Annotated in this window: 24 protein-coding genes; 8 read left to right on the forward strand and 16 right to left on the reverse strand. The window is 40.4% G+C overall.

The window, feature by feature from the left end; genetic code table 11:
* Nucleotides 1–72: 72 nt before the first annotated feature.
* The 13 genes from T501_RS12370 to T501_RS12430 form a co-directional block, all read right to left on the reverse strand.
* A complete protein-coding gene (locus tag T501_RS12370) occupies nucleotides 73–972 on the reverse strand; it encodes a PrsW family glutamic-type intramembrane protease (RefSeq protein ID WP_044915119.1) in 900 nt (299 codons plus the stop codon).
* Between the two features lie 95 nt (nucleotides 973–1,067).
* Nucleotides 1,068–2,006, reverse strand: a complete 939-nt coding sequence (locus T501_RS12375; protein WP_049945924.1) for a glycoside hydrolase family 43 protein — start codon at nucleotides 2,004–2,006, stop codon at nucleotides 1,068–1,070.
* A 205-nt stretch (nucleotides 2,007–2,211) separates the two neighbouring features.
* On the reverse strand, nucleotides 2,212–4,683 hold the full coding sequence (locus T501_RS12380) for a glycoside hydrolase family 2 TIM barrel-domain containing protein (RefSeq protein ID WP_044915121.1): 2,472 nt from the start codon (nucleotides 4,681–4,683) through the stop codon (nucleotides 2,212–2,214).
* Between the two features lie 174 nt (nucleotides 4,684–4,857).
* Nucleotides 4,858–5,073 carry an adenine nucleotide alpha-hydrolase family protein gene (locus tag T501_RS12385; RefSeq protein WP_044915123.1) on the reverse strand — a complete coding sequence of 72 codons (216 nt, stop codon included), beginning with the start codon at nucleotides 5,071–5,073 and terminating at the stop codon, nucleotides 4,858–4,860.
* 14 nt (nucleotides 5,074–5,087) lie between these two features.
* On the reverse strand, nucleotides 5,088–5,558 hold the full coding sequence (locus tag T501_RS12390) for a PaaI family thioesterase (RefSeq protein ID WP_026511685.1): 471 nt from the start codon (nucleotides 5,556–5,558) through the stop codon (nucleotides 5,088–5,090).
* A 108-nt stretch (nucleotides 5,559–5,666) separates the two neighbouring features.
* Complete coding sequence (locus tag T501_RS12395; protein ID WP_026511684.1) at nucleotides 5,667–5,999, reverse strand: hypothetical protein; 333 nt, start codon at nucleotides 5,997–5,999, stop codon at nucleotides 5,667–5,669.
* A gap of 184 nt (nucleotides 6,000–6,183) precedes the next feature.
* Nucleotides 6,184–6,447, reverse strand: coding sequence for a hypothetical protein (locus T501_RS12400; protein ID WP_044915124.1), 264 nt, complete (start codon nucleotides 6,445–6,447; stop codon nucleotides 6,184–6,186).
* Nucleotides 6,448–6,457: 10 nt separating this feature from the next.
* Nucleotides 6,458–7,747, reverse strand: a complete 1,290-nt coding sequence (gene dinB / locus T501_RS12405) for a DNA polymerase IV (protein WP_044915151.1) — start codon at nucleotides 7,745–7,747, stop codon at nucleotides 6,458–6,460.
* A 380-nt stretch (nucleotides 7,748–8,127) separates the two neighbouring features.
* Entirely contained in the window at nucleotides 8,128–9,174 is a 1,047-nt protein-coding gene (locus tag T501_RS12410; RefSeq protein ID WP_081675381.1) for a M42 family metallopeptidase, read from the reverse strand.
* Nucleotides 9,175–9,348: 174 nt separating this feature from the next.
* On the reverse strand, nucleotides 9,349–10,503 hold the full coding sequence (locus T501_RS12415; RefSeq protein ID WP_026511681.1) for an MFS transporter: 1,155 nt from the start codon (nucleotides 10,501–10,503) through the stop codon (nucleotides 9,349–9,351).
* Between the two features lie 13 nt (nucleotides 10,504–10,516).
* On the reverse strand, nucleotides 10,517–11,395 hold the full coding sequence (gene sdaAA / locus T501_RS12420) for an L-serine ammonia-lyase, iron-sulfur-dependent, subunit alpha (RefSeq protein ID WP_026511680.1): 879 nt from the start codon (nucleotides 11,393–11,395) through the stop codon (nucleotides 10,517–10,519).
* Nucleotides 11,396–11,412: 17 nt separating this feature from the next.
* Nucleotides 11,413–12,081 carry an L-serine ammonia-lyase, iron-sulfur-dependent subunit beta gene (gene sdaAB / locus T501_RS12425; protein WP_044915125.1) on the reverse strand — a complete coding sequence of 223 codons (669 nt, stop codon included), beginning with the start codon at nucleotides 12,079–12,081 and terminating at the stop codon, nucleotides 11,413–11,415.
* A 31-nt stretch (nucleotides 12,082–12,112) separates the two neighbouring features.
* Nucleotides 12,113–12,964 (reverse strand): alpha/beta hydrolase, encoded by an 852-nt coding sequence (locus tag T501_RS12430; protein ID WP_026511678.1) that lies wholly within the window; start codon nucleotides 12,962–12,964, stop codon nucleotides 12,113–12,115.
* 404 nt (nucleotides 12,965–13,368) lie between these two features.
* Between T501_RS12430 and T501_RS12435 the strand changes: the two genes are divergently transcribed.
* The 7 genes from T501_RS12435 (at nucleotide 13,369) to T501_RS12465 (ending at nucleotide 18,236) form a co-directional block, all read left to right on the forward strand.
* Entirely contained in the window at nucleotides 13,369–13,686 is a 318-nt protein-coding gene (locus tag T501_RS12435; RefSeq protein ID WP_044915127.1) for a hypothetical protein, read from the forward strand.
* 79 nt (nucleotides 13,687–13,765) lie between these two features.
* On the forward strand, nucleotides 13,766–14,806 hold the full coding sequence (locus T501_RS12440; RefSeq protein WP_044915129.1) for a metal ABC transporter substrate-binding protein: 1,041 nt from the start codon (nucleotides 13,766–13,768) through the stop codon (nucleotides 14,804–14,806).
* A 104-nt stretch (nucleotides 14,807–14,910) separates the two neighbouring features.
* Nucleotides 14,911–15,591 carry a metal ABC transporter ATP-binding protein gene (locus T501_RS12445; protein WP_026511676.1) on the forward strand — a complete coding sequence of 227 codons (681 nt, stop codon included), beginning with the start codon at nucleotides 14,911–14,913 and terminating at the stop codon, nucleotides 15,589–15,591.
* A complete protein-coding gene (locus T501_RS12450) occupies nucleotides 15,592–16,434 on the forward strand; it encodes a metal ABC transporter permease (protein ID WP_044915130.1) in 843 nt (280 codons plus the stop codon).
* On the forward strand, nucleotides 16,431–17,018 hold the full coding sequence (locus tag T501_RS12455; protein ID WP_050008295.1) for a hypothetical protein: 588 nt from the start codon (nucleotides 16,431–16,433) through the stop codon (nucleotides 17,016–17,018). Before T501_RS12450 ends, T501_RS12455 begins: the two co-directional genes overlap by 4 nt.
* Before the next feature lie 148 nt (nucleotides 17,019–17,166).
* Complete coding sequence (locus T501_RS12460; RefSeq protein WP_026511674.1) at nucleotides 17,167–17,544, forward strand: CidA/LrgA family protein; 378 nt, start codon at nucleotides 17,167–17,169, stop codon at nucleotides 17,542–17,544.
* Nucleotides 17,544–18,236, forward strand: coding sequence for an LrgB family protein (locus T501_RS12465; protein ID WP_026511673.1), 693 nt, complete (start codon nucleotides 17,544–17,546; stop codon nucleotides 18,234–18,236). Before T501_RS12460 ends, T501_RS12465 begins: the two co-directional genes overlap by 1 nt.
* A gap of 26 nt (nucleotides 18,237–18,262) precedes the next feature.
* Here the strand turns inward: T501_RS12465 and T501_RS12470 are convergent, their stop codons facing one another.
* From T501_RS12470 to T501_RS12480, 3 genes are all read right to left on the reverse strand, one after another.
* Nucleotides 18,263–19,156 carry a hypothetical protein gene (locus T501_RS12470; RefSeq protein ID WP_044915131.1) on the reverse strand — a complete coding sequence of 298 codons (894 nt, stop codon included), beginning with the start codon at nucleotides 19,154–19,156 and terminating at the stop codon, nucleotides 18,263–18,265.
* Nucleotides 19,157–19,338: 182 nt separating this feature from the next.
* Nucleotides 19,339–20,487 (reverse strand): lactaldehyde reductase, encoded by a 1,149-nt coding sequence (fucO, locus tag T501_RS12475; protein WP_044915132.1) that lies wholly within the window; start codon nucleotides 20,485–20,487, stop codon nucleotides 19,339–19,341.
* Between the two features lie 155 nt (nucleotides 20,488–20,642).
* Nucleotides 20,643–21,200, reverse strand: coding sequence for a TetR/AcrR family transcriptional regulator (locus tag T501_RS12480; protein ID WP_044915133.1), 558 nt, complete (start codon nucleotides 21,198–21,200; stop codon nucleotides 20,643–20,645).
* A 258-nt stretch (nucleotides 21,201–21,458) separates the two neighbouring features.
* Here T501_RS12480 and T501_RS12485 point away from each other — a divergent pair, with 258 nt between their 5' ends.
* Nucleotides 21,459–22,853, forward strand: a complete 1,395-nt coding sequence (locus T501_RS12485) for an endo-1,4-beta-xylanase (RefSeq protein ID WP_050008296.1) — start codon at nucleotides 21,459–21,461, stop codon at nucleotides 22,851–22,853.
* Nucleotides 22,854–22,884 lie beyond the last annotated feature (31 nt).

A 22,884-nucleotide genomic window follows, 5' to 3' on the forward strand; every position in this document is an offset into this window, starting at 1 on the left:
CTTCGATTTTGTATTTTAAATCACGTTGTCCAACAAATGTCTAACAAATAGGAAAAGAAAATATTATCTTCATTATACCGGCTTATCTTCGTGTGCAAATTTTTTAATGTTTTTATATGCATTGACATTAAGTACACACATAATTACCACAAGAGCCAGCAGGCATGAGTACATGAGTAATTCATTACTGCTGTCACTGCAAATCATGGCAACAGAATCATAAATTCCATGAATCATAATGGCTGTAAGAACACCTTTGCGCCTCATTTTTGCTGAGCCTCTAGCATCACCCATAAGTTCAAGACTCTTAGCCTGCCCGTAATAGTATCCCATGTATATTCCAAAAATGCAGTGTCCAGGAAAAGCCGACCGCAGATATGCCGTACTGGCATCTGAATCAAAAAGATAGAGCAGGTTTTCAACTACTTCGAATCCAATTGCAACTGTGGTAGAATAGACCACTCCGTCAAAGCGGAAATTAAATGCCGGATGCTTCCAGGTAAACTTTTTCAGCACAGCATATTTACATATTTCTTCAGTAAAAGCTGCAACCAAAAACGCATCCAGAATATTGAACATTATAGTTCCCTGGTCAGCTATCACACTCACCCCAGCCTCGATGATATTCTCGATAATGGTTGCTACTATAGGCACTGCCAGGGCTCCCCACAAAAACAGCTTCAAAAGAAGAGAAACCGGCTCCGGTTCGATCCTGTCAAGTCTGTAAATAAAGAAAATCAGGATAATCGCCTGAATGAAGGAAATTCCCATGGCAACCGTCATGCTTCCGGACTCCATGGTAAAAGATGTAATGATAAGTCCCAAAGTCAAAAGCACTATCATTACCATCGGAAGTTTCCTAACATAAAAGGTATCCTTCTGTTCAATATGTTCCCCGGGAACCATCGTTCCGCATTTACCGCAAAATTTCTGTCCCTTTCTTATCACGCTACCACAGTTTGTACAATTCAAAACTCATCCCTCCTCACAATTAAGCATTCTTTCCTTTATCTATAATTAATCGGTGTGGATGTGTCAATATGTATCAGTACAAAATTTGCAATTCTTCACTTAACTATATCCAAAGCTCTGAAACTGTCGCATTTATCAATCGTATCAATTGATCCGTCTTCATTGTAGGAAAACTCTGCCACGCATACGCTTCTGTGGAAGAGGCTTCCTCCCGGCAGATCACCGGTGTGATAAAAGAGGTAAGAGTGTCCCTTGAAATCAGCAATACCGGGGTGATTTGTAAAAACTCCACCTTCCTCTGTCATCAGAACACCGCCATATTTCCATGGTCCTGTAGCCGAATCTGATACAGAATATGCAAGATGCTCATTCTGCTTATCAACCCCAAATGCTGCATAAACCATATAATATAACCCATTTCTCTTATAAAACCATGGTCCTTCACCGTAAGAGGTTCCTGTATCATGGCTACCCTTTGCAAAGGACTCCTCTGTCATCGGAACTTTGACTATTCCCACTTCTTTATCATAAGAAATCATATCCTCATTCAAAAGTACATATCTAAGTTCCGGGTTTCCAAAGTACAGGTATGCCTGTCCATCATCATCTATAAAAACAGTCGGATCAATATCATTCCAGTCTCCCTCATCCACAAGCGGATAACCAAGATCCTTAAACGGTCCTGCCGGATTGTCAGATATACCAACTGCTATAGCCATCCCTCCGTCTTTTTTGTGCACCGGGCAGTAGAGATAAAATTTCCCGTTTCGCTCCACTGCCTGTGGCGCCCACGCCCTGTCATCGGCCCAGCTTATATCATCAAGTGAAAAAATCACTCCATGATCTTCCCAATGTGCCATATCCTTTGTAGAAAAACATCTCCAGTCCTTCATTGTATAAAAATCATTTATCAGTTCATCCTCGTCATGAGTTGTATATAAATACAATGTATCTCCATATACCATTGGCGCCGGATCAGCTGTATAGATATCTTTTATTATTGGATTTTTTACAAATTTAATTGATTCTTCCATTAGTCTCATCTCCTTAAAATCTGATTATAAAATTATACAAATTAAAAGAGCAGTCTACTCTTCACAAATGAATGTAAACTGCTCAGTTAGTGCTAATCTTGCGAAGTGACACTGATTTTTGATGAAATCATCTACGTGTCAGTTCACTGATCCAAATAAGCCATATTCCCGATAGTGAATTGCGGTATATCGTCACTATCATTTATTATTGGCTATCCAACTCAAAATCCTCTTGAACACTATCAAGTCCGTCGGCTGATACCTTAATGATCACCTTTCCTTTGGAGTATCCGGAGCGCAGTATTGCCATTGCACGTCCGCGGAAGCTTTCTGATTCTCCGTCTGTGTAATTATCCTCGGTCTTAGGATTTCCTGAACCAAAACCGGCAAGTACTGCGCATCCTGAGACTTCAGCATTTATCTTAAGTTCTCCGCAAGGCACCACATTGCCTTCATTATCAGTTATTTCAATTCCAACGTAGATAAGGTCATGACCATCAGCTTTAGCTGTCTTCTTTTCAGGAATCAATCTGATCCTGGCAGGCTCTCCGGTTGTTACCAGAATGTCTCTGCTGACCTCTTTACCGCCTGCGTAGCTTACGGCTTCTACCTTTCCTGGTGCATATTCAGTGTCAAAATATGCAGAATTTGGCATCGGACGTTCCATATTAACAGGCTTTCTTCCGATTGACTTACCATTTACAAACACCTCGACTTCTTCTGCTTTTGAGAATACAACCAGGCGAACAGGCTTATTCTCCCATCCTTTATAGTTCCAGGTCGGTGTAATAGCAGGGAATCCCCACATTGTCATGACTTCAATCTTTCCAAAATACTCGGGATGAAGTGTAAAGAGATATGTCTTTTCATTCCCCCAGACCACGCTTCTGTAAGCGCCCTGTGGCATCAGATGTCCCAATATGTCATAGTCCGCATCATTAGCGCATCTCCAGGGATACGGTGATCCTGCACTTGGCATGAGAGCCCATCCGTTGGATTTAACAACAGGATCATTTTCATCTTCTATGTAGGCTGCTTTTCCAATTCCTGCCTCTCCGAGGTAATCCCAGGCTGTCCAGGTGAAATCTCCTATTACATAGGGAAGTCTTTCCACGAGCGGCCATCTGAATCCTATCTCCTTGGGGAAATTCTCAGATCCCAGCATAACTCTCTCCGGGAATAACTCATGGTCTCTTTCATATAATTCTTCCATATAGTTATATCCGACAATATCAAGACCATTGGTAAATGGCTCAGTGATTGTCTCCCAACTGGTATCAATAAGTCCTTCAGATGAGTTCTGCATCTGACTCTGTCCTTTCATAAGCTCATCATCAAGGCCACTCCACAAGGAACATATTCCATTGCTTACCGGTCTTGTTCCATCCAGTTTTTTGATTGTATCTGCAAGTTTGGTGGCTATGGCATATCCATCGTTTAAGCCTCCCCTTTCGGGAATCTCATTACCTGTTGACCAGATGATTACTGACGGATGATTTCTGTCTCTTCTTATAAATGCAGTTAAATCCTTCTCCCAGTCGTTATCAAAAAACTGACTGTAATCTCCTCCGCGCTTAGCAATTCCCCAAGCATCAAAAGCTTCATCAAAAATATACATGCCCAGTCTGTCACAGGCTTCTACAAGCGCTGCTGAAGGCGGGTTGTGAGCTGTTCTTATAGCATTAAAGCCTGTTTCTTTAAGCTTTTTCACTTTTCTTGCTTCAGCTTCATACAATGAAACCGCTCCAAGAAGACCATTGTCATGATGAAGACATCCACCTTTAAGCTTTACTGTCTCACCATTTATTCTAAGACCGCGCAGAGCATCAGCTGTTATAGTACGCACTCCAAAAAGAGTCTCGGAAATATCAAAAGCCTCCGCTTTTTCTGAAATAATGTGCGTGCGATATGTTCCAATACTCTCGACCCTCGCTATAACCTTGTAAAGATTAGGATGTTCAACATCCCATAATTTAGGGTCTTTGAGGTTTATTGCAATATCAGCCTTCTGAACCTTTCCTGCATTTATCTGAATGACACGCCCTGATGAACTAAGAACATCATCCGAACCTTCCTCACAGATTGACACAGTAACCTTGGCAAGCCTGTTCTCCGTCGTAGAATTTCTAATCTCCACTTCCGCCTCCAAAAAGGCATAACCATCTGATACCTCTTTTGTGCGCACAAAAACTCCATCAGGAACTATATTCACTTTGGGACCATGGCAGAGCATCACACCTCTGTATAAGCCTGATCCTGTATACCATCTCGAATTCACATACATACTTGTATTACAGTTAATCGTAATTCTGTTTGTCTCTCCGAAAGTCACATAATCAGTTAAATCAACATAAAATGGTGCATAGCCATAGTGCTGGCTTCCTACCTTGCATCCATTGATATCAACGGTTACGTTCATCATAGCCCCGTCGAACTTAAGACCGACACTTTCATTTTCCCATTCCTTGGGTATATCCACATATTTTGTATAATTTGTAAGTCCTCCGACGAAATATCCACTGTCAGATTTTGCCGGAGCAGCTGCCTCAACCTCAGTACCTATCATCCCATCATGAGGGAGATTTACCTCTACCCCGGGATCTTCATTTAACATCCCAAGAGAATCCACAAATCCTCTTCTGAATATCCACTTGTCATCAATACATATGTTTTCCATAGTTTTTCACCCCTATATATGCTACTTTATATCTGACTCTGTCCAATCGGATACAGATACCGTAAGCGCCCAAAGGACATACGCTACTGTTAACCAACTCCAATATAGATTATATATACAAAAAGAGCAGTCTACTATCCATAAATGAATGTAAACTGCTCATTTCATGCTTTTTTATAAAGTTGCATTCATGCTTCCAAGTCTATAGCCTTTCAGATCCAATGTCACAAACAGAAAACCTATTTTCTTGAATTTCTCATAAATCTTTTCTCTCATCGTATCTTCTGCAAGCTTCATGATATCCCGTGCAGGCACTTCTATTCGCGCCATTATTCCATGCATTCTCACACGCTCTTCCAAAAAGCCGTTTTCGATAAGAAGTACAAACAATATGCCTGATACGATTATTTGGCAGATGACTGACCGAATTTCAGATTACCGTCAAGCACAGCAACCTTGCTGGCATAAAATGAGAATTCTCCGCTATCCAACAGATTCCCTTCATCATCCGTTACTCTGATATCAAATACCAAAATATGCTTACCGGTCTTAAGTTTCATACATTCGCAGTAAATGTACTCCGTATTGACAGCAGGGAGCAGGAAATTAAGATTAGCAGACACTGTTGTTACATAGTATCCGCTCATACTTCCCGTTGCACCTGCCATAGCATCGACAAATGAAAGAAGTGCTCCTCCATGAATACTTCCATATGTATTGTGAAGCCTCTCATCACATTTTATCCTTGATTTGCTGTATGTCGGACTAAGCTCCAATACCTCAAAGCCAATAAACTTGTTGTATTCATTTGCATATAATTCAGAGAGCATCTTCTCTCTGATAGCATTTTCTTTCTCTGTTCTTGCCTTTCTCATTGAACAAAAAATCTCCTTTTTAAGTACTATTATTTCGCTTTTTTATATACTCTAATGATTGCAAGAGTACATATTATCTGTCCTATATATTAAAATAAGATTCAATGTTCAAATTATACCACCTGCGCACATATTATATGAAAAGATATTGCAAGCCCTGTCATCAATATAGACATCACAGGTAATCTTCCTGGAATTAGATCCGTACTTTTCAACAATCTCCGGCAGATTATCATTAATTGCATCAAAGTTCAGTCCATTTTCTCTGCAGAATTCAATTGCTTTTGCAAGTGGTTCTCCTGCTCTGCAGGTCCAGAGTATCAACTTATCGCCTTCATTTTGTTTCCTTATAAGAAAATCGATAAGCACTTTATTTGCAGGTCCCACTTCCGGCCAGATGCCAAAACTCAACGTACCATCAAAATCTATTGCATATATCATAATCAGCCCTCACTTTCCGGCTTTTATAGCTTTCTAAATTTCTGAAGAAATTTCTGAATCCTGTGCCTTTCCGAACGACAACAAGGAAAAATCGTTCGGAAATCTGGCTTTGCCAGACACGCCTTCATCTTACGATGAAGCCTGGTCCATTACGGATTAAGAATTTCTGAAGAAATTCTTAATCCTATGCCTTTGATTCAAGAAACCACTTTGCCCCTGAAGGACAATCCTCAAAATACAGATGAATCTCCTTGCCATCAACTATGCATGTATAAAGAAGACCTGCTCCTCCGGCTCTTCTGCTTGCCCCGGGAACACAGTTTTTAACCCTGGTGATATCGTATCTCGTCCCATCCTCCCATTCTATGGAAAGCGGTCTGACAATGCCTTCATCCGAAAACTCAACTATAGTATCAACATATACTTTATGTCCTATCCTCTTAGCCATAATTTCTTCTTTATCCTTCCTTTTCACCAAGAACATTATTGCCGTTTTGAAAATATCCCACCGGATGTATCATGTGGTCATCAGCCTTGGCATCAAGCCCTGACAGGACCTTGTCATAGTACATGATTCCCCTCAGCACAGCATCATAACCAAATCTGCGCCTTAGATCTGTCACAGCAATGTCTGCTTTCAAATATTTTTCCCGAATCTCCTCACTTAAGAAAATATCTGTCTGGTGCGGAGATGTATCCGGTACAAGATTTGATACCCTCACGCCAACACTTCGTATCGGATGCTCCCAATTGTAGTTCTCCTTAAACAGTTGCCAGGCATAACCTGCTATTTCCTCTGAAATGTTAGTAGGTATTTTTACTCTGTGCTGCCTTGTGAAACTGTAAAGTCCATTATCCCTGATGCTTATTCCTATGACATCACCTATGAAATGGTTCTCCCTGAGCCTTGCTGCCACACTCTCTGAAAGAAGATATAAAACCATCCTCACATCGTCATCACTAACAAGGTCTCTTGGCGTTGTAGTACTGTTACCGATACTTTTTATCGGTGCATAATCTCCTATTGCTGAAACAGGCGTATGGTCTTCGCCTCTTGCAAATGCAGACAACACATATCCTATTTTTCCAAAAATATCATGAAGAAATTCCGGATCTGCCTGCGCAAGATCACCTATAGTAAGAATCCCGTATTTTCTCAGCTTAAGACTTGTCCGTCTTCCTACATACAGAAGATCGGATGCAGGACTTTTCCAAAGGATGTCTCTGTAGTTGTCCCTTGTTATCGGGGTGATTGCATCAGGCTTTTTATAGTCAGATCCGAACTTGGAAAAGATCTTGTTCCATGAAACTCCGATTGAAACTGTGATTCCAAGCTCTGCCTTTATCCTGTCTGAGATTTCTCTTGCGATGGACATTCCATCAGAAGTCTTTAGCATTTTTGCCGCATCAGTAATGTCAATCCATGATTCATCAAGACCATATGGCTCCACAAGATCTGTGTAATCACTGTATATTTTTCTGGCTTTTCTTGAAAACCTGATATACTCGTCATAATGCGGAGAGACAAAGACAACATCCCTGCAGGCTTCCCTTGCCTGCCAAAGCGCCATTCCGGTTTTGACTCCGCGCCTTTTTGCTATATAGTTTGCCGTAAGGACAATTCCATGTCTTGCTTCCGGATCTCCTCCAACTGCCATAGGAACGTCCCTCAACCCGGGATTATGCAGCATTTCCACGGCAGCGTAGAAACAATTGCAGTCCGAATGAAGTATAATCCTCTCTTCCACATAATCACCACTTTCTATCTCATATCTAAAGGACTGGCAGTCAAAATCTGTTTGCAAACATATGTTCTTTGTGCTTTACATTATAAGAACGTTTGTTCTAAAATGCAACCACTAGATATTGTTATGTACATTTTATTGGACATTAAATCTCAAATCCCTTTTTGCAGTTGGGCTTATGGCATCTTCATTTATACATATCCCGAACATTCATTCGCTAGATGTTGTGTGATTAATTTTTCTCCTATATTATTGATATACTTTGCTTAATCACTATATTAAATTCATATATCAGCGTTTTCCAAAGAAGCTCTATTTAAACATGAAAAAAACTGACAACCCGTTACAAGTTGCCAGCTTCTTAGTATGCAAAGCTATCATCATTATATTGCGTATTGAATCAGGAGTCTGAGCACATTCTCAGCACCGTCTCTATGACTTCTTTCATATCCGTGAGAAGCATATACTCCTGCACCTATAAGACCATGCTTAAGATCACTTCCTGCGGAAAGTGTTGCCTCAACATCACTTCCGTAATGCGGATAAATATCTATAGCATAATCAGCCCCACTGTCTCTTGCTGCCTGAACAAGCCCCTGAACCACAGGATAGCTGTAAGGGCCGCCGCTGTCCTTTGCGCAGATGGAAACCTGCTTTTCAGTACAGGTAAGTCCGTCTCCAACACAGCCCATATCCACTGATATTGCTTCTGTACATCCCTCCGGAACATTGCCGCAACCGCCGTGTCCAACTTCCTCAAAAACGGTGATATGTGCATATAATGCTCTTTTAGGAGTTAATTTCTTATCCTTTATATACTTTGCAAGCCCAAGTAATATACCTACACTAAGCTTATCATCCAAAAATCTTGACTTGATATAACCGCTTTTGGTAACTCTTACATTCGGTTCAAAACAGACTATATCTCCCACTGATATTCCAAGCTTTTCGGTATCTTCCTTTGATTTAACATCCTCATCAAGTACTACTTCGCAGTTTTCCCATGTTCTTTTTGTGTCGTTGTATTCACCATTTACATGGATTGAAGCATTGTTTAACTGGAACGTTCCTTCATATATTCCGTCAAATTTAGTAACGACTCTTACATTTTCTGTTTCTGCATTGTTGGGATTCATTCCGCCCAAATTGGTAAGCTGAAGTCTTCCGTTATCCTTAATTGTTGCAACCATTCCTCCAAGAGTATCGGTATGAGCCTCTAATAATAAGCCGTTATCTTTATCCTTTCCGGTAAGGTTTACAACTACGCCGCCCTTATTTGTAAGAACCGCTTCATATCCAAGCGCCTCAAATTCCTTCTTAACCCATGCAGCCGCTTCCTCAGTGTAGCCCGTGGGAGAATCGATATTCAGAAGCCTGGTTGTTTCATCAACAATAAAGTCCGTGTATTTTGTCAGATTTTCTTTTTTCATTTTGCTTTCCTTCTTTCATGGTCCTAATGGGTACCGCTTGCGGTGGATCCCTTAGGACAGTTCACAATTTTCATAACTTACTTTACACTACCCAAATAAAATATATAACAGGACACGCCCCTCGTTTAGTCCGATACGCTTTCCGTTTTCCTAAGAAAAATGGAAATTCACCAATTAACTAATATGCTTACTTCCTCTTTCAGTCATAAGTATCATCAATACCACAAAGGTACACAGATAGAATGGATACATGAACATACCAATGTAATCACTGATAAGCCCAAAGATCTTAGGCGCAAAGGTCGAGCCCATATAAGCTGCAGCCATTTGAATGCCAACCAGTGACTGAGAATTTTCTTTGCCGAATCTGTCAGGTGTTGAGTGAATTATACTCGGATAAACCGGTGCACAACCAAGTCCAACTAATACCAGAGAAAACTTGGACGCGGTGAGATTGTTTGAAAACATAAGGATTATTACACCTATGACAATGATAAATTCGCCAATCCTTATCATGTTCTGATCACCCATTCTGTTGGATATAAATCCGCTTATAGCCCTTCCGATGGTAATACCAAGATAAAAAAGCGCTCCAAGTCCGGCTGCTTCTGTGGCGCTTATGCCTTTCTCCGTAACGAGCCAACTGGGAGCCCACAGACCGGTTGCCATTTCCAGAGAGCAATAACAGAAAAAGGCCACAAGTATTGTTTTTGCTCCCGGCAGCGCGATGGCTTTTCGCAAACTTAGAACATTTCGTTTTTCCTCATCACTTTCCGCATGGGATTCTGTTTTCCACATGGGAATCGATATAATAAGAATAACAGTCAGTATCACCTGCAAAAGGCTGATTGTTCTGTATCCGCTGGGCCATCTGAGTCCGTTTGTAAGACATAATGACATTATCCACGGTCCGACTGATGCACCAACTCCCCACATACAATGAAGCCAGGACATATGCCTTGAACTGTAATGAAGCGCCACATAATTATTAAGAGCCGAATCAACTGCGCCTGCTCCCAATCCGTAGGGGATGCACCATGCTGCCATCATAAGATAACTTGTGCACGTTGAAAATCCAAACAGCGCAATAGCAGTCATGGCAACAGAAAAAGCTGTCACCTTTGCCGTTCCGAATTTGTGAATCACCTTATCTGCCATAAGACTTGATATGATAGTACATCCGCTTATTAGCATTGCCAGAGTTCCTGCACCTGTAATTGTAGATCCCAGGTCAGAATACATGCTTGGCCAGGTACTTCCAAGAAGTGAATCCGGTAATCCAAGCGATATAAATGAAAGATAAATAATAAAAATTAAAAGAAATGCCATAATACCCCCAGTCTCACACCCTCAATACTTTCTTTTTGAGCTTTAAGCCTGTGGGCGTAGTTGCAAGTCCGCCTCCTGCAGTCTCCTTGAGGGAACTTGGAAGCGCATCCCCGACTTCACGCATGGCATCTATGCACTCATCAACAGGAATTTTAGCTTTAATCCCTGAAAGAGCCATATCTGCACTGGAAAACGCAATCATAAGTCCTGACGCATTCCTCTTGATACAAGGAATTTCCACGAGTCCTGCAACAGGATCACACACAAGTCCCATCTGGCTTGTCAGCGCCATAGCGCAGGCATGTCCGCACATAGCGGGAGTTCCTCCCATTACCTCTACAAGTGACGCAGCTGCCATACCTGCCGCACTTCCGCATTCGGCCTGGCAACCGCCCTGCGCACCGGCTATACTCGCCCTTTGTGCTATAACAAGTCCGAAGGCTCCTGCCGTAAACATAGACATTATTATATCCTTCAAATCAAAGCCCCTGTCCTCATATAAAGACACAAGGCATCCCGGTAATATACCACAACTTCCTGCAGTTGGCGCAGCCACTATCTTACCCATTGAAGCGTTACACCCTGCAACAGCCAGTGCTCTGGAGATAGCTCTTGACATGAAGGGTCCGCAGAGACTCTCTCTTTTGTCCGCGTACTCTTTCATCTTATAGCCTTCACCACCGGTAAGCCCGGACATGGATCTCTGGTCCTTTTTCTGCCCTTCTTTTACAGCATCGCTCATTATGAAAAAATCCATTTCCATTTTTTCATATAACTCTGTTTCACTTTTTTCCATGCTGATGGCATGGTCCTTAAGAACTATCTCACTGATCTTTTTATTCTCTGCCTCCGCTGCCTGTATAAGCTCAGCGATTGAATCGTATTTAAGCATTTTTTCTCCAAAACATATTAAAGTCTTCTGATAAGAAGAGCGTTTGAAACATTCTCCAGCTCTCTGATATCTTCTATAAGGGTCTCCGGAGGAAGCGAATCTATTTCTATTGTCATGATCGCATTTCCGCCCTTTTCTTCCCTTGACAGATGAAAATTTGAAATATTCAGCTCTGCATACTTCCAGTGCATCACATTCGTAACACTTGCTATTACACCGGGTTTGTCCTCATGCATCACGAGAATAGTATTATTATCCCCGTTAAAATCGACGTTCATTCCGTTTATCTGATTAACAAGTATATTCCCGCCACCTACACTGGCTCCCTGCATGAAACCTATAGTTCCATCATCAAGCTCATATTGAATAACAGCTGTATTTGGATGTGCGCCTTTTATGTTCTCTTTTTTAAAGCTGTAATTAATGCCTCTATCGCTTGCTATCTTCAAAGCATCTCTTATCTCCGGAGAATAGCTGTGATAACCCATAATTCCTGCAAGAAGTGCCCTGTCAGTCCCATGTCCCATGTAAGTCTGGGCAAAAGACCCGGAAAGTGTAATCTCCACTTCCTTTGGAATATTGCCATCCATTAATTTATTAACAACCCTGCCAAGTCTCACAGCTCCCGCTGTATGAGAACTTGAAGGACCTATCATAACAGGTCCGATAATGTCAAAGACATTCATATTAAATGTCAGTCCTCCGAATAACTAAAAATCATTCCTTGAAAAAAATCTGTAAAGCATGATACAGATGCAACTGCCACGCTTTTATGTCGTGGACACCTCCGGGAATTATATAAAAATCATAGTTCTTTCCCGGAACAAGAAGATCTGTCTTGCTAACAGCTTTTTCCATTATATCCTTGTGTTCTTCGAATGCAATGTCCTTATCCCCATTGCAGCAGAACATAAATCCAAGTTCATATCCCTTGGATTTTCCATCCTTTAATGTATTGCAGATTCTTTCAACTTCTATATCATGATCTCCGAAGGGTCCGCAACAACCTGAAAACGGTCCATACCATGCAAAAAGATTAAAGTTGTTATAAAATGCCGCGCGATATGTTGTCATAGAGCCAAGAGAAAGTCCTGCGAAAGCGCGATGGTTTCTGGTTTTTATAAGATTGTCTTCAGATACGTCACCGTCTGTATAGCATGCATATTTGCTCTCTATAGCCGGAATAAGGTCATTTTTCAGTTCATGCATAAAGTTCTCACATCTTGACTCATCATGAACATGCTGATCCTCTTCGTCATGATAAAAAGTCGGAGTAACTATAATGCATGGATCACAAATCTTTTTCTCAATCATATTATCCAGGATAGTTACTGTATCAGGAAAATCCTTGAACCAATAATTGTGATTGCATCCACCCCCATGAAGAAGATATAGAACATTATATTTCGCAGATTTATCATATCCGTAAGGAAGATATACCAGCGCCGTTTTACGAAGTGGTCTCTCATCCTTATCATAAGTCTGTGAATCATATTCTATCGGTTCGACATGTCCCCTTTTGTTAGTCTCTGCCAACATTTCTGCCGGCATTTCATAAATGTAATTCATGCCATTCCTCCTCTTTGTGTATTGGCACGATTACTTCGTAATCCTGCCCTATCGGTCGGAACCATTCCGAATCATGACTTCGTCATGATGGTTCCTCCTCTATAAATGTTACATTCAGAAATTTTTTCAAAACCTTTTTCATTCAATTATTATACAGAAAAGAGCCGCATTTTGCCTACAATTACGTATAGAAAATTGAATTTCTTCAGAAATTCTATTCTCATATTGAACCAGGCCCTCGCAAAGCGAGGGGCGTATCCTGCCGAAGGCATGATTCTTGAACGCTTTCTCCTTATTGCGTTCAAGAAATCGTGAAATTATTGTAACAATAAATAACTTTAATAATTGACATTTACAAACTACTCGCTATATAATGGTCGCAATTTTGAAAGGGAAAGCACTGCATGCAAACAATTAGTGGAAAACATAATTTCATTGTTAATTTCCTCGTTGCCATACTGGGTATGACAATGGTTTTTGTTGTGCTTTTTTCTGCTATCTTTGTGGCGACTGAGTCGCTTCATGATTGTACAGGCGATGAGTGTCCTGTCTGTGCAATACTTCATCAGTGTGAAAACAATCTCAATCAGTTAGGCGATGGCATAATCGCTCTGGCTGTAGCTTTGATTGTCATAACACTTCCTGTTGCCGTGATTTCTGAGATCGGCAACCATCGTATTTATTCCACTCCTGTCTCCGAAATGGTGCGATTAAATAATTAAAACTGCAGGGAATTTCTGCCCTTTGACGGAATCTTTATGCACTTTTTTAATCACTAACCATATCGGGAGGATTTATTAAATGAAAAGAATAATATCTGTTATTGCAATATCATCGATATTGCTTACTCTTACTGCCTGCGGTTCTAAGAATATTGACGCTGCAGCTTCTGAAACCAAAAACACCGTGACATCTGAAAATATAGAATCTTCAGATAAAAAAGCAAAAATTGTGACCACTATTTTCCCTGAGTATGACTGGGTCAACGCCATTCTTGGTGACAAAAAAGATGACGCTGAGGTATATATGCTTCTTGATAACGGAGTTGACCTTCACAGCTATCAGCCCACAGCCATGGATATAGCCAATATAGCCGATTGCGACTTATTTATATATGTTGGCGGCGAGTCCGATGAGTGGGTTGAGGATGCACTTAAGGAAAGTCTCAATGAAAATATGATCGTAATAAATCTGCTTGATACTCTTGGCAGCTCCATTAAAGAAGAGGAATTGGTGGAAGGTATGGAAGCCGAGGAAGAAGATAGCGAAGAAGCTGAAGGTGAAGAAGAAGGTCCTGAATATGACGAACATGTATGGCTTTCTCTGAAAAATGCCAAGGCCATTTGCGAAAGTATCGAAGGTGCTTTGGAAACCATAGATCCGGAAAACGCATCATATTATCGTGCCAATACCGATGATTATTCAAAAAAACTTGACAATCTCGACTCAAAATATGCGGATGCTGTTTCCTCTGCTGCTATGAAAACCGTTCTTTTTGGAGACCGCTTCCCCTTCAGATACATGACTGATGACTATGGCCTTGATTACTATGCTGCTTTTGTCGGATGCTCTGCAGAAACTGAGGCAAGCTTTGAAACAATCGCTTTTCTTGCCGGAAAGGTAGACGAACTGGGACTCTCCTCTGTGCTGACTATTGAGGGTGCAGACCATAAAATTGCTGAAACCATTGTCCAAAATACTGCCACAAAAGATCAACAGATTCTGACATTGGATTCAATGCAAAGCACGACAGCAAAAGATGTTGAAAACGGAGCCTCTTACCTGTCTATCATGGAAAATAATCTGGAGGTTCTAAAAGAAGCTCTGTCCTCAAATCGTTAACAACACAAAAGTAACTCCCCGTGCATAGCCAGGTGAAAATACAATCATGTCCACCCGACTCGTGCATTGGCGTTAATAAAAGTAGTTTTTAAAAGGATTTTGTAATGGCTCTACTTACTGTGAAAGACCTGGTTCTCGGATATGATTCCCAGGCAATTATAAGCGGGATTAATTTTACCGTGAATGAAGGAAACTATCTTTGTATCATTGGTGAAAACGGATCCGGTAAAACAACTCTTATGAAAACCATACTTGGATTATCCAATCCACTTGATGGAGAAGTATTATTCGGCGATGGCCTTAAGAAAAATGAAATAGGATATCTTCCCCAGCAGACAGTGGTACAAAAAGATTTTCCTGCATCAGTGGAAGAGATCGTTCTCTCAGGATGCCAGTCAAAGACCGGTTTTAACCCTTTTTACAGCGCAAAGCAAAAACAGCTTGCAAAGGAAAACATGGAGAAAATGGGCATAACAGACCTTGCCAAAAGATGCTATAGAGATCTTTCAGGCGGACAGCAGCAACGAGTACTTCTTTCCAGAGCATTATGCGCAGCCAAGAAGGTATTGCTTCTCGATGAACCTGTTGCCGGACTTGATCCTATAGTAACAAAAGAGATGTATTCTCTTATAAATAATCTGAATCATAGCGGCATGAGCATCATTATGATATCTCATGATATTCATGCCGCCCTGGAATACGCCAGTCATATTCTTTTTGTAGGAGATGATCTCTTTTTCGGCACAAAAGAGGAATACTTACAGCTTTCAAAGGAGACCCTTTAAATGAAAATATTATTTGAATACATGCAATATCCTTTCGTAAGATATGCCCTTATTGTCGGAACTCTTGTGGCATTATGCTCTTCTTTGTTAGGAGTAACATTAGTTCTCAAAAGATTTTCCTTCATAGGGGATGGCCTTTCACATGTAGCTTTCGGAGCAATTGCAATAGCAAGTGTTTTTAATCTTACAAACAAGATGGTTCTGGTATTGCCTATTACAATTATCAGCGCCATCCTCCTTCTTAGAACAGGACAAAATACCAAAATCAAAGGTGATGCGGCAATAGCTATGATTTCTGTTGGTGCCCTTGCCTTTGGTTATCTTTTGATGCACATATTCGGCACCTCCAGTAATCTCTCAGGAGATGTGTGCTCAACACTTTTTGGCTCAACCTCAATCCTGACACTTACCAGGTTTGAGATGTGGCTCAGCATAGTACTATCTGCGCTGGTAGTGATACTTTTTATTCTATTCTATAACAAGCTTTTTGCCATAACCTTTGATGAAAACTTCTCAAGAGCTATCGGAACAAATGTAAATGCATACAACCTGCTTATTGCAACTGTTATTGCCATAATAATTGTCCTTGCCATGAATCTGGTAGGTTCTCTTCTTATATCAGCGCTTATCATTTTTCCGGCTCTTACAGCCATGAGATTATTTGGAAGCTTTAAAAAGGTTACGATTTTTTCAGCATTCATCTCTGTCATATGTGCTGTGGCAGGAATCCTTATCTCTATCCTTGCAGGAACTCCTGTGGGATCAACAATTGTGGCAACACAGGTCGTTGCATTCGCTGTCTGTTATCTGATCAGCGGATTTTTAGGAGGCGTAAGAACATGAAAAAAATATTACTATTACCATGTCTGATTCTTCTTATGTTAATACCGATATCTGCCTGCAAAAGCAACGCTGATAAATCACTAATCTCAAAATCAGTCGCTGTTCAATCAGCCCCTTCTGTAAAGCAGGTTTTAGAGGAACAGACAAGTCAGAGCACTGCCGCTTCAACCAATGAAAAATCTGAAAATGAAAATAATACAAATGCGACTAACGAAGATAACACAGAATCAGTTGAACTCAAGCCGGATCCTTCAGTGGATGTTGATATTACAGTATTATCTGCAACTATGGTCTACTCTGAAGTTTATCAAATGATGTATTATCCTGAGAACTATATTGGAAAAACCATTAAAATGGACGGTCTTTATGATCATTATCATGATGATAACAGCGGAAATGATTATTACGCATGCATAATCCAGGATGCAACAGCCTGCTGCGCCCAAGGCATCGAATTCCAGTTGTCCGATGGTAATTATCCGGCAGATACCGAGGATTTTGTAACAGTCATTGGAACCTTTAAGACCTACGAAGAGAATGGAACAACCTACTGCACACTTGCAGATGCAAAATTAGTCAGATAATTGACTAAATACATAGTAGTTTCAGTAATTAATATTCAAAAAATCCTCTATAAAAATAGATTGAGCACGTTTAAATATTACCGACTTGATTCTTAATTCTATTCTTGTATAATGTGTGGGATATTTTTATATATAGAGGTAAAAATCAATGAAGTACTTAAAGCAGTTTTTATTAATCCTTTTAGTTTCCCTAGTGGGAGAAATTCTTAAAGCAATCCTTCCACTTCCGATACCTTCAAGCATCTATGGAATGGTTCTTATGTTTGTTTTACTCCTCACTGGAATAATCAAACTGGATCAGGTTAAGGAGACCGGAAAATTCCTCATCGAAATAATGCCGGTCATGTTCATCCCCGCCGGTGTAGGGCTGATGTCATCATGGAACGTACTCCAGCCTGTTCTTGTTCCTGTATCAATTATTACTGTTATCACAATCTTTACAGTAATGGCTGCAACCGGATCTGTTTCACAGATTATTATCCATAAGGATCAGAATGATCATAAAGATCTGAAGGAGGCAGCGTAATGACAGAATTTATGCAAAACAGCGCCTATGCTGGTGTTACGATCAGCCTTGCTTCCTACGGATTAGGTGTATGGTTAAAAAAGAAATTTGGGTTCGGATTTTTCAATCCTTTACTTATATCAATAATAGTAACTATTCTGTTTTTATTTACATGTGGAATTGACTACGACACATATAACGAGGGAGCAAAGTATCTAAGCTGGCTTCTTACCCCTGCCACGGTATGCCTCGCCATCCCCTTGTATGAGGAATGGGAACTTCTTAAAAATAACGCTAAGGCTGTCATTTTGGGCATCACATCCGGCGTCCTTACAAGCCTTGTCACTGTATTTGTTTTAGCAAAGCTCATGGGACTTTCCCATAAAAGCTACGTTACACTTCTTCCCAAGTCCATCACAACAGCCATAGGAATGGGTGTATCAGAAGAGCTGGGCGGATATGTGACTATCACTGTTGCGGTCATCGTTATCACCGGAGTTCTTGGAAATATTTTGGGAGAGTTTATTTGCAAAATATTCAGAATCCATGAGCCAATTTCAAAAGGTCTCGCACTTGGAACTGCAGCACATGCGATTGGAACTGCAAAGGCAATGGAAATCGGAGAAATTGAAGGTGCCATGAGTTCACTGTCAATCGCCGTTGCCGGTATTCTTACTGTAATATTCGCAACAGTATTTGCAGGGCTTATATAATCTCATATACAAACCTGATTCTTCTATTAAAACAGATCCAGCATACTGTCCAGATATATTTCTTCCCTGACAGACAGGACGTATTCAGGTTTTGTCATATAGTAGAGCAAAAACTCTAAAACCATGGCACTTCCGAGGCTTCGTCCTTCTATTTTAAAGTTATCAAATCCCATAGGAGCATAGATGTTTTTTATATCATCTACTCCTATGAAACCCGGATTTTTCATGGCCTCTGAAAATCTATAACCATTTTGGGCACCGGGTGACTTACAGATATGATCTTCGCAATCTTCCCCAAGATTTTTTCTGCTGACATTTTCATAGCATTTTTTTCTTTCAGTGCATCCATATGGACAACATTCATTGCATAGAAATTCCACCTTATGCTTTTGTATTTCATTTAAAACCTGCAATCTGTCATACTTTTTATTGAGTCTGAAATCCGGCACAACAAATCTGAAATCCTCACGATTTAATTCTTTTTCAAATTCATCAAAATCCGTGAGAACCTTCGTTGTTGATGAAACAAAGTACAATTCTGGATATTTTTCTTTAATATATTCCATCAGTATATCTGAACAAATAATTACTCCATTCTCAGTTTCACCGGAATTTTCAAATAATTCGCATAACAGGTTACACTTTTTATCAGATAAATGATCTTCCCGAAGAAGAGAATTGCTGAAAGTAAGCCTTGCAGATATATTGTATTCCTTCATCAGTGCTGCAACATTCTCAGGCTTTTCATCTCCATATCCTACTCTGCCGCCTCCCCAGAGGCAGTCATCCGGTGCTCCATATATTGATCCTATATCGCACCAATCGTAGAAATATTCCCTATGTTCACGAAAGAGCTTAAGAAAAATCCTATAAAGCTCATAAAATTCAAATAGTCCCGGCAGATGATAATATATTCGCATTTTTACACCTTTATTTTGTATTTATAATTATTCTGAATTGGTCCAGAATACCATTATAGCAAGCCCGGCCACCCCAGAAAATACCCGGGACTTGTATGGTAAGCTCATGAAACCTTTGTTCAAAAAAAGATGCCAGGATATTATAATCCTGACACCTTTAATAATTTCAAAATAATTTTCGATTATGCCATAAGCATTCTGAACATTTCGATAACCTGTTCTTTTGTAGCTTCACGGGGATTTCCGGGATAGCATGCGTCATTAAGAGCATCCGTAGCAAGCTGATCCAAATCCTCTTCCTTGATCTTATCAAGAGTCTTCGGAATACCTACATCCTCAGAAAGCTTCTTAACTGCTGCTATAGCAGCATCACGGTATTCTTCCTGTGACATATTATCCACACCTTCTACGCCCATAGCTCTTGCAACTTCACGTAATCTCTCACCTGTGTATTCACGGTTGAATTCCATGGAAATAGGAAGGAACATAGCACATGCAACTCCGTGAGGAGTATCATAATGAGCTGAAAGTGTATGAGCCATAGCATGGTCAATTCCAAGACCTACATTTGAGAATCCCATCCCGGCAATGTACTGACCAAGAGCCATGCCCTCACGTCCTTCCTTCTTATTCTCTACTGCATCACGCAGATTCTTTGAAATAAGACGGATAGCTTCGAGATGGAACATATCTGTCATCTCCCATGCAGCCTTAGTTGTATAACCTTCAATTGCATGAGTAAGCGCATCCATACCAGTTGCTGCAGTAAGGCCCTTGGGCATTGAAGCCATCATCTCAGGATCAACAACTGCAACTATAGGCATATCGTGTGTATCAACGCATACGAACTTTCTCTCCTTTTCAACATCAGTGATTACATAATTGATAGTAACCTCAGCTGCTGTACCTGCTGTAGTAGGAACCGCAATAATAGGCACGCAGGGATTCTTTGTATCTGCAACACCTTCAAGGGAACGAACATCAGCAAACTCAGGATTGGTTATGATGATACCTATTGCCTTGGATGTATCCATAGAAGATCCACCACCGATTGCTACGATGCAATCAGCATCTGACTTCTTGAAAGCCTCAACACCATTCGTTACATTTTCAATAGTAGGATTGGGTTTAATATCTGAATAAATCTCGTAAGGAATATTAGCCTTATCAAGTAATTCTGTAACCTTGCCTGTAACACCAAACTTGATGAGATCCGGGTCAGAAGCTACAAATGCCTTCTTGAAACCATGTGCATTGATCTCATTAACTACTTCCTGGATTGCACCAGCACCATGATAGGATGTTGGATTAAGAGAAATTCTGTTAGCCATTATTATTCACTCCTTTTTGCTAAATCATTTATGTGTTAATTCGTTAACACACCCCATATTTAATATTCTATCATCAGGCCAACTACAAATATAAGTTACAAATAGATACATGTGTAACATTAATCAAAATTTCCCAAAGCCACAGTTTTAGCGGACTATTCAACTAATCCTATACTCTTAAACAACGTGTGTAACGTCCCCGGCATGGCATCTATCATTAAATCCGCCAGTTCCTCTTCTTTTTCCTTCATACCTTTCATGAGCCATTGAACTGTCATATAAATTGATGACTGGCAATACATTTCTAGAAGCTTTCTTGTATGCTTATCAAGATTTTCGCCAGTCTTTTTACGGATCAGATCACAATAAAATTCATATATCATTATGAAGTCATGCTCTTTTAGATTATTCTGATCATCACCTTTAAAACCCGCTGTGAAAAACAGTCTCTCCTGCTTGATATATTCAAACTTTTTAATCAGCCCTTCACGAATGGTCTCTCCACTTCCCATCTCCTTGAAGGATTGCTCCAGCAGGCGATCAAAATACCAGTTAATCAAATCGTATTTATCTATGAAATTACGGTAAAAGCTCTGTCTTGAAACTCCACATTCCTCCACAATCTGTTTAACTGTGATATTTTCCACAGTAGTGGTTTTCATGCATATTTTCATAGCTTCTGCCAGCTTATATTTAATATCTGACTTTTTCATTTATACTATCGTGTCCTTTTTTATAATTGCCACCCACCAGTAATATCGCCCAAGGCTCTATAGTTAGCGGCAGATATATCTATTATATCGATATTAGCAGTCTGATGTCACCTTTATATCATGAGTAATTTCCCATGATTCCTGTTGTGATTTAGCAACATTATATATGTGAATCACAAATAATGATTAGATTGGTCTTTATATAACGTCTATACTATCAACAGAATGGAGAAAATCATAAAGGGGAGGTATATTTTCATGATCATGAGAAAGAAAACATTGATAGCACTGGCTTTAACTATGGGGCTTTTAGCCGGTTGCGGAAACAGCAATACAAATGCTGCAAGCGCTGAAAGTAGCTCATCCGCATCGGCTCAATCAGCATCTACTATAGAGAATACCGGAGTTCCGGGTAGTTCTGAAGCAGAAAGCGATGCGGCAAACAACGATGTAGCAGATGACATCGAAGAGGCTATTGATGCATCAGATGACAACGATGCTTCAGATAGTAATGGTTCGTCTGAAAATGATGAGTCCTCGGATGAACAACCGAAAGAAACAATTGAAGATTCATTAAATGCGGCTTCACTGAAGGATTTATATGCAGATAATTTCATGCTTGGAGTCGGCATTAATGGAAGTACTCTGGAAAATCAGACTCTTAATCTTCCGGAATACATGGAACTGTCTAAAAAGCATTTTAATAGCTGCACTATGACGAACCTTATGAAAAGCGGCTACATACTTGATCAGCAAGGATCCATTGAGAGCCTGAAAACAGGTGATGGAACTCCTGCTCTTTTCTTTGGTTCAATTGATCCTACTCTTGAATGGTGCAAAGAAAATGGTATGAAGATGCGCGGCCACACGCTTGTATGGCACACTCAGGCACCTGGATGGTTCTTCAGAGAAGGTTACACAGATGATGGCGAATATGTAGATAAGGATACCATGCTCATGCGCATGGAGAGCTATATCAAGCAGCTCATAACACATGTTCAGGAGGAATATCCGGGCGTAATCTATTGCTGGGATGTTGTAAACGAGGCTGTTGAACCTGACAGCTATGACCCTGAAAGTGATTTCATGTGCAGAACCAAATGCGGTGAGGATCCAAATCCCTGGTATGATACCATAGGTCCTGATTATGTGGAGGCAGCTTTTACCTATGCCAGAAAATATGCCGACAGTGACGTTAAGCTCTTTTACAATGACTACAATACCTATCAGCCGGTTAAAACAAATGCCATTTATACACTTTGTGAATCACTTAAGGAAAAAGGTCTTATTGATGGCATTGGAATGCAGGGCTATTGGGGAATTGATTATCCTTCTGATCAGATGATTGAAACTGCTATACGAAAGTTTGCCGAACTTGGACTTGAAATTCACATCACTGAACTTTCTATCGGGGTCGATGAAGAAACAGATGAACAGTTTGAGAAACAGGGTAAAAGATACGGTGATGTGTTCTCACTTCTTTTATCACTTGATGATGAAAATGGCGGACCTGCCAATATCACAAGTGTTACACTATTTGGTCTTATTGACCATTACAGAGAGGGAGACACTACAAATACCCGAATCTTCTATAGTGACTACTCTCCCAAACCTGCTTTCCACAAAATTGAAGATCTTATGAAAAATAATTGAATACTGTTACAGAAAGAGAGGCTGCAGATTT

It is taken from the genome of Butyrivibrio sp. WCE2006, from assembly GCF_000701985.1.
GTDB lineage: Bacteria > Bacillota > Clostridia > Lachnospirales > Lachnospiraceae > Butyrivibrio.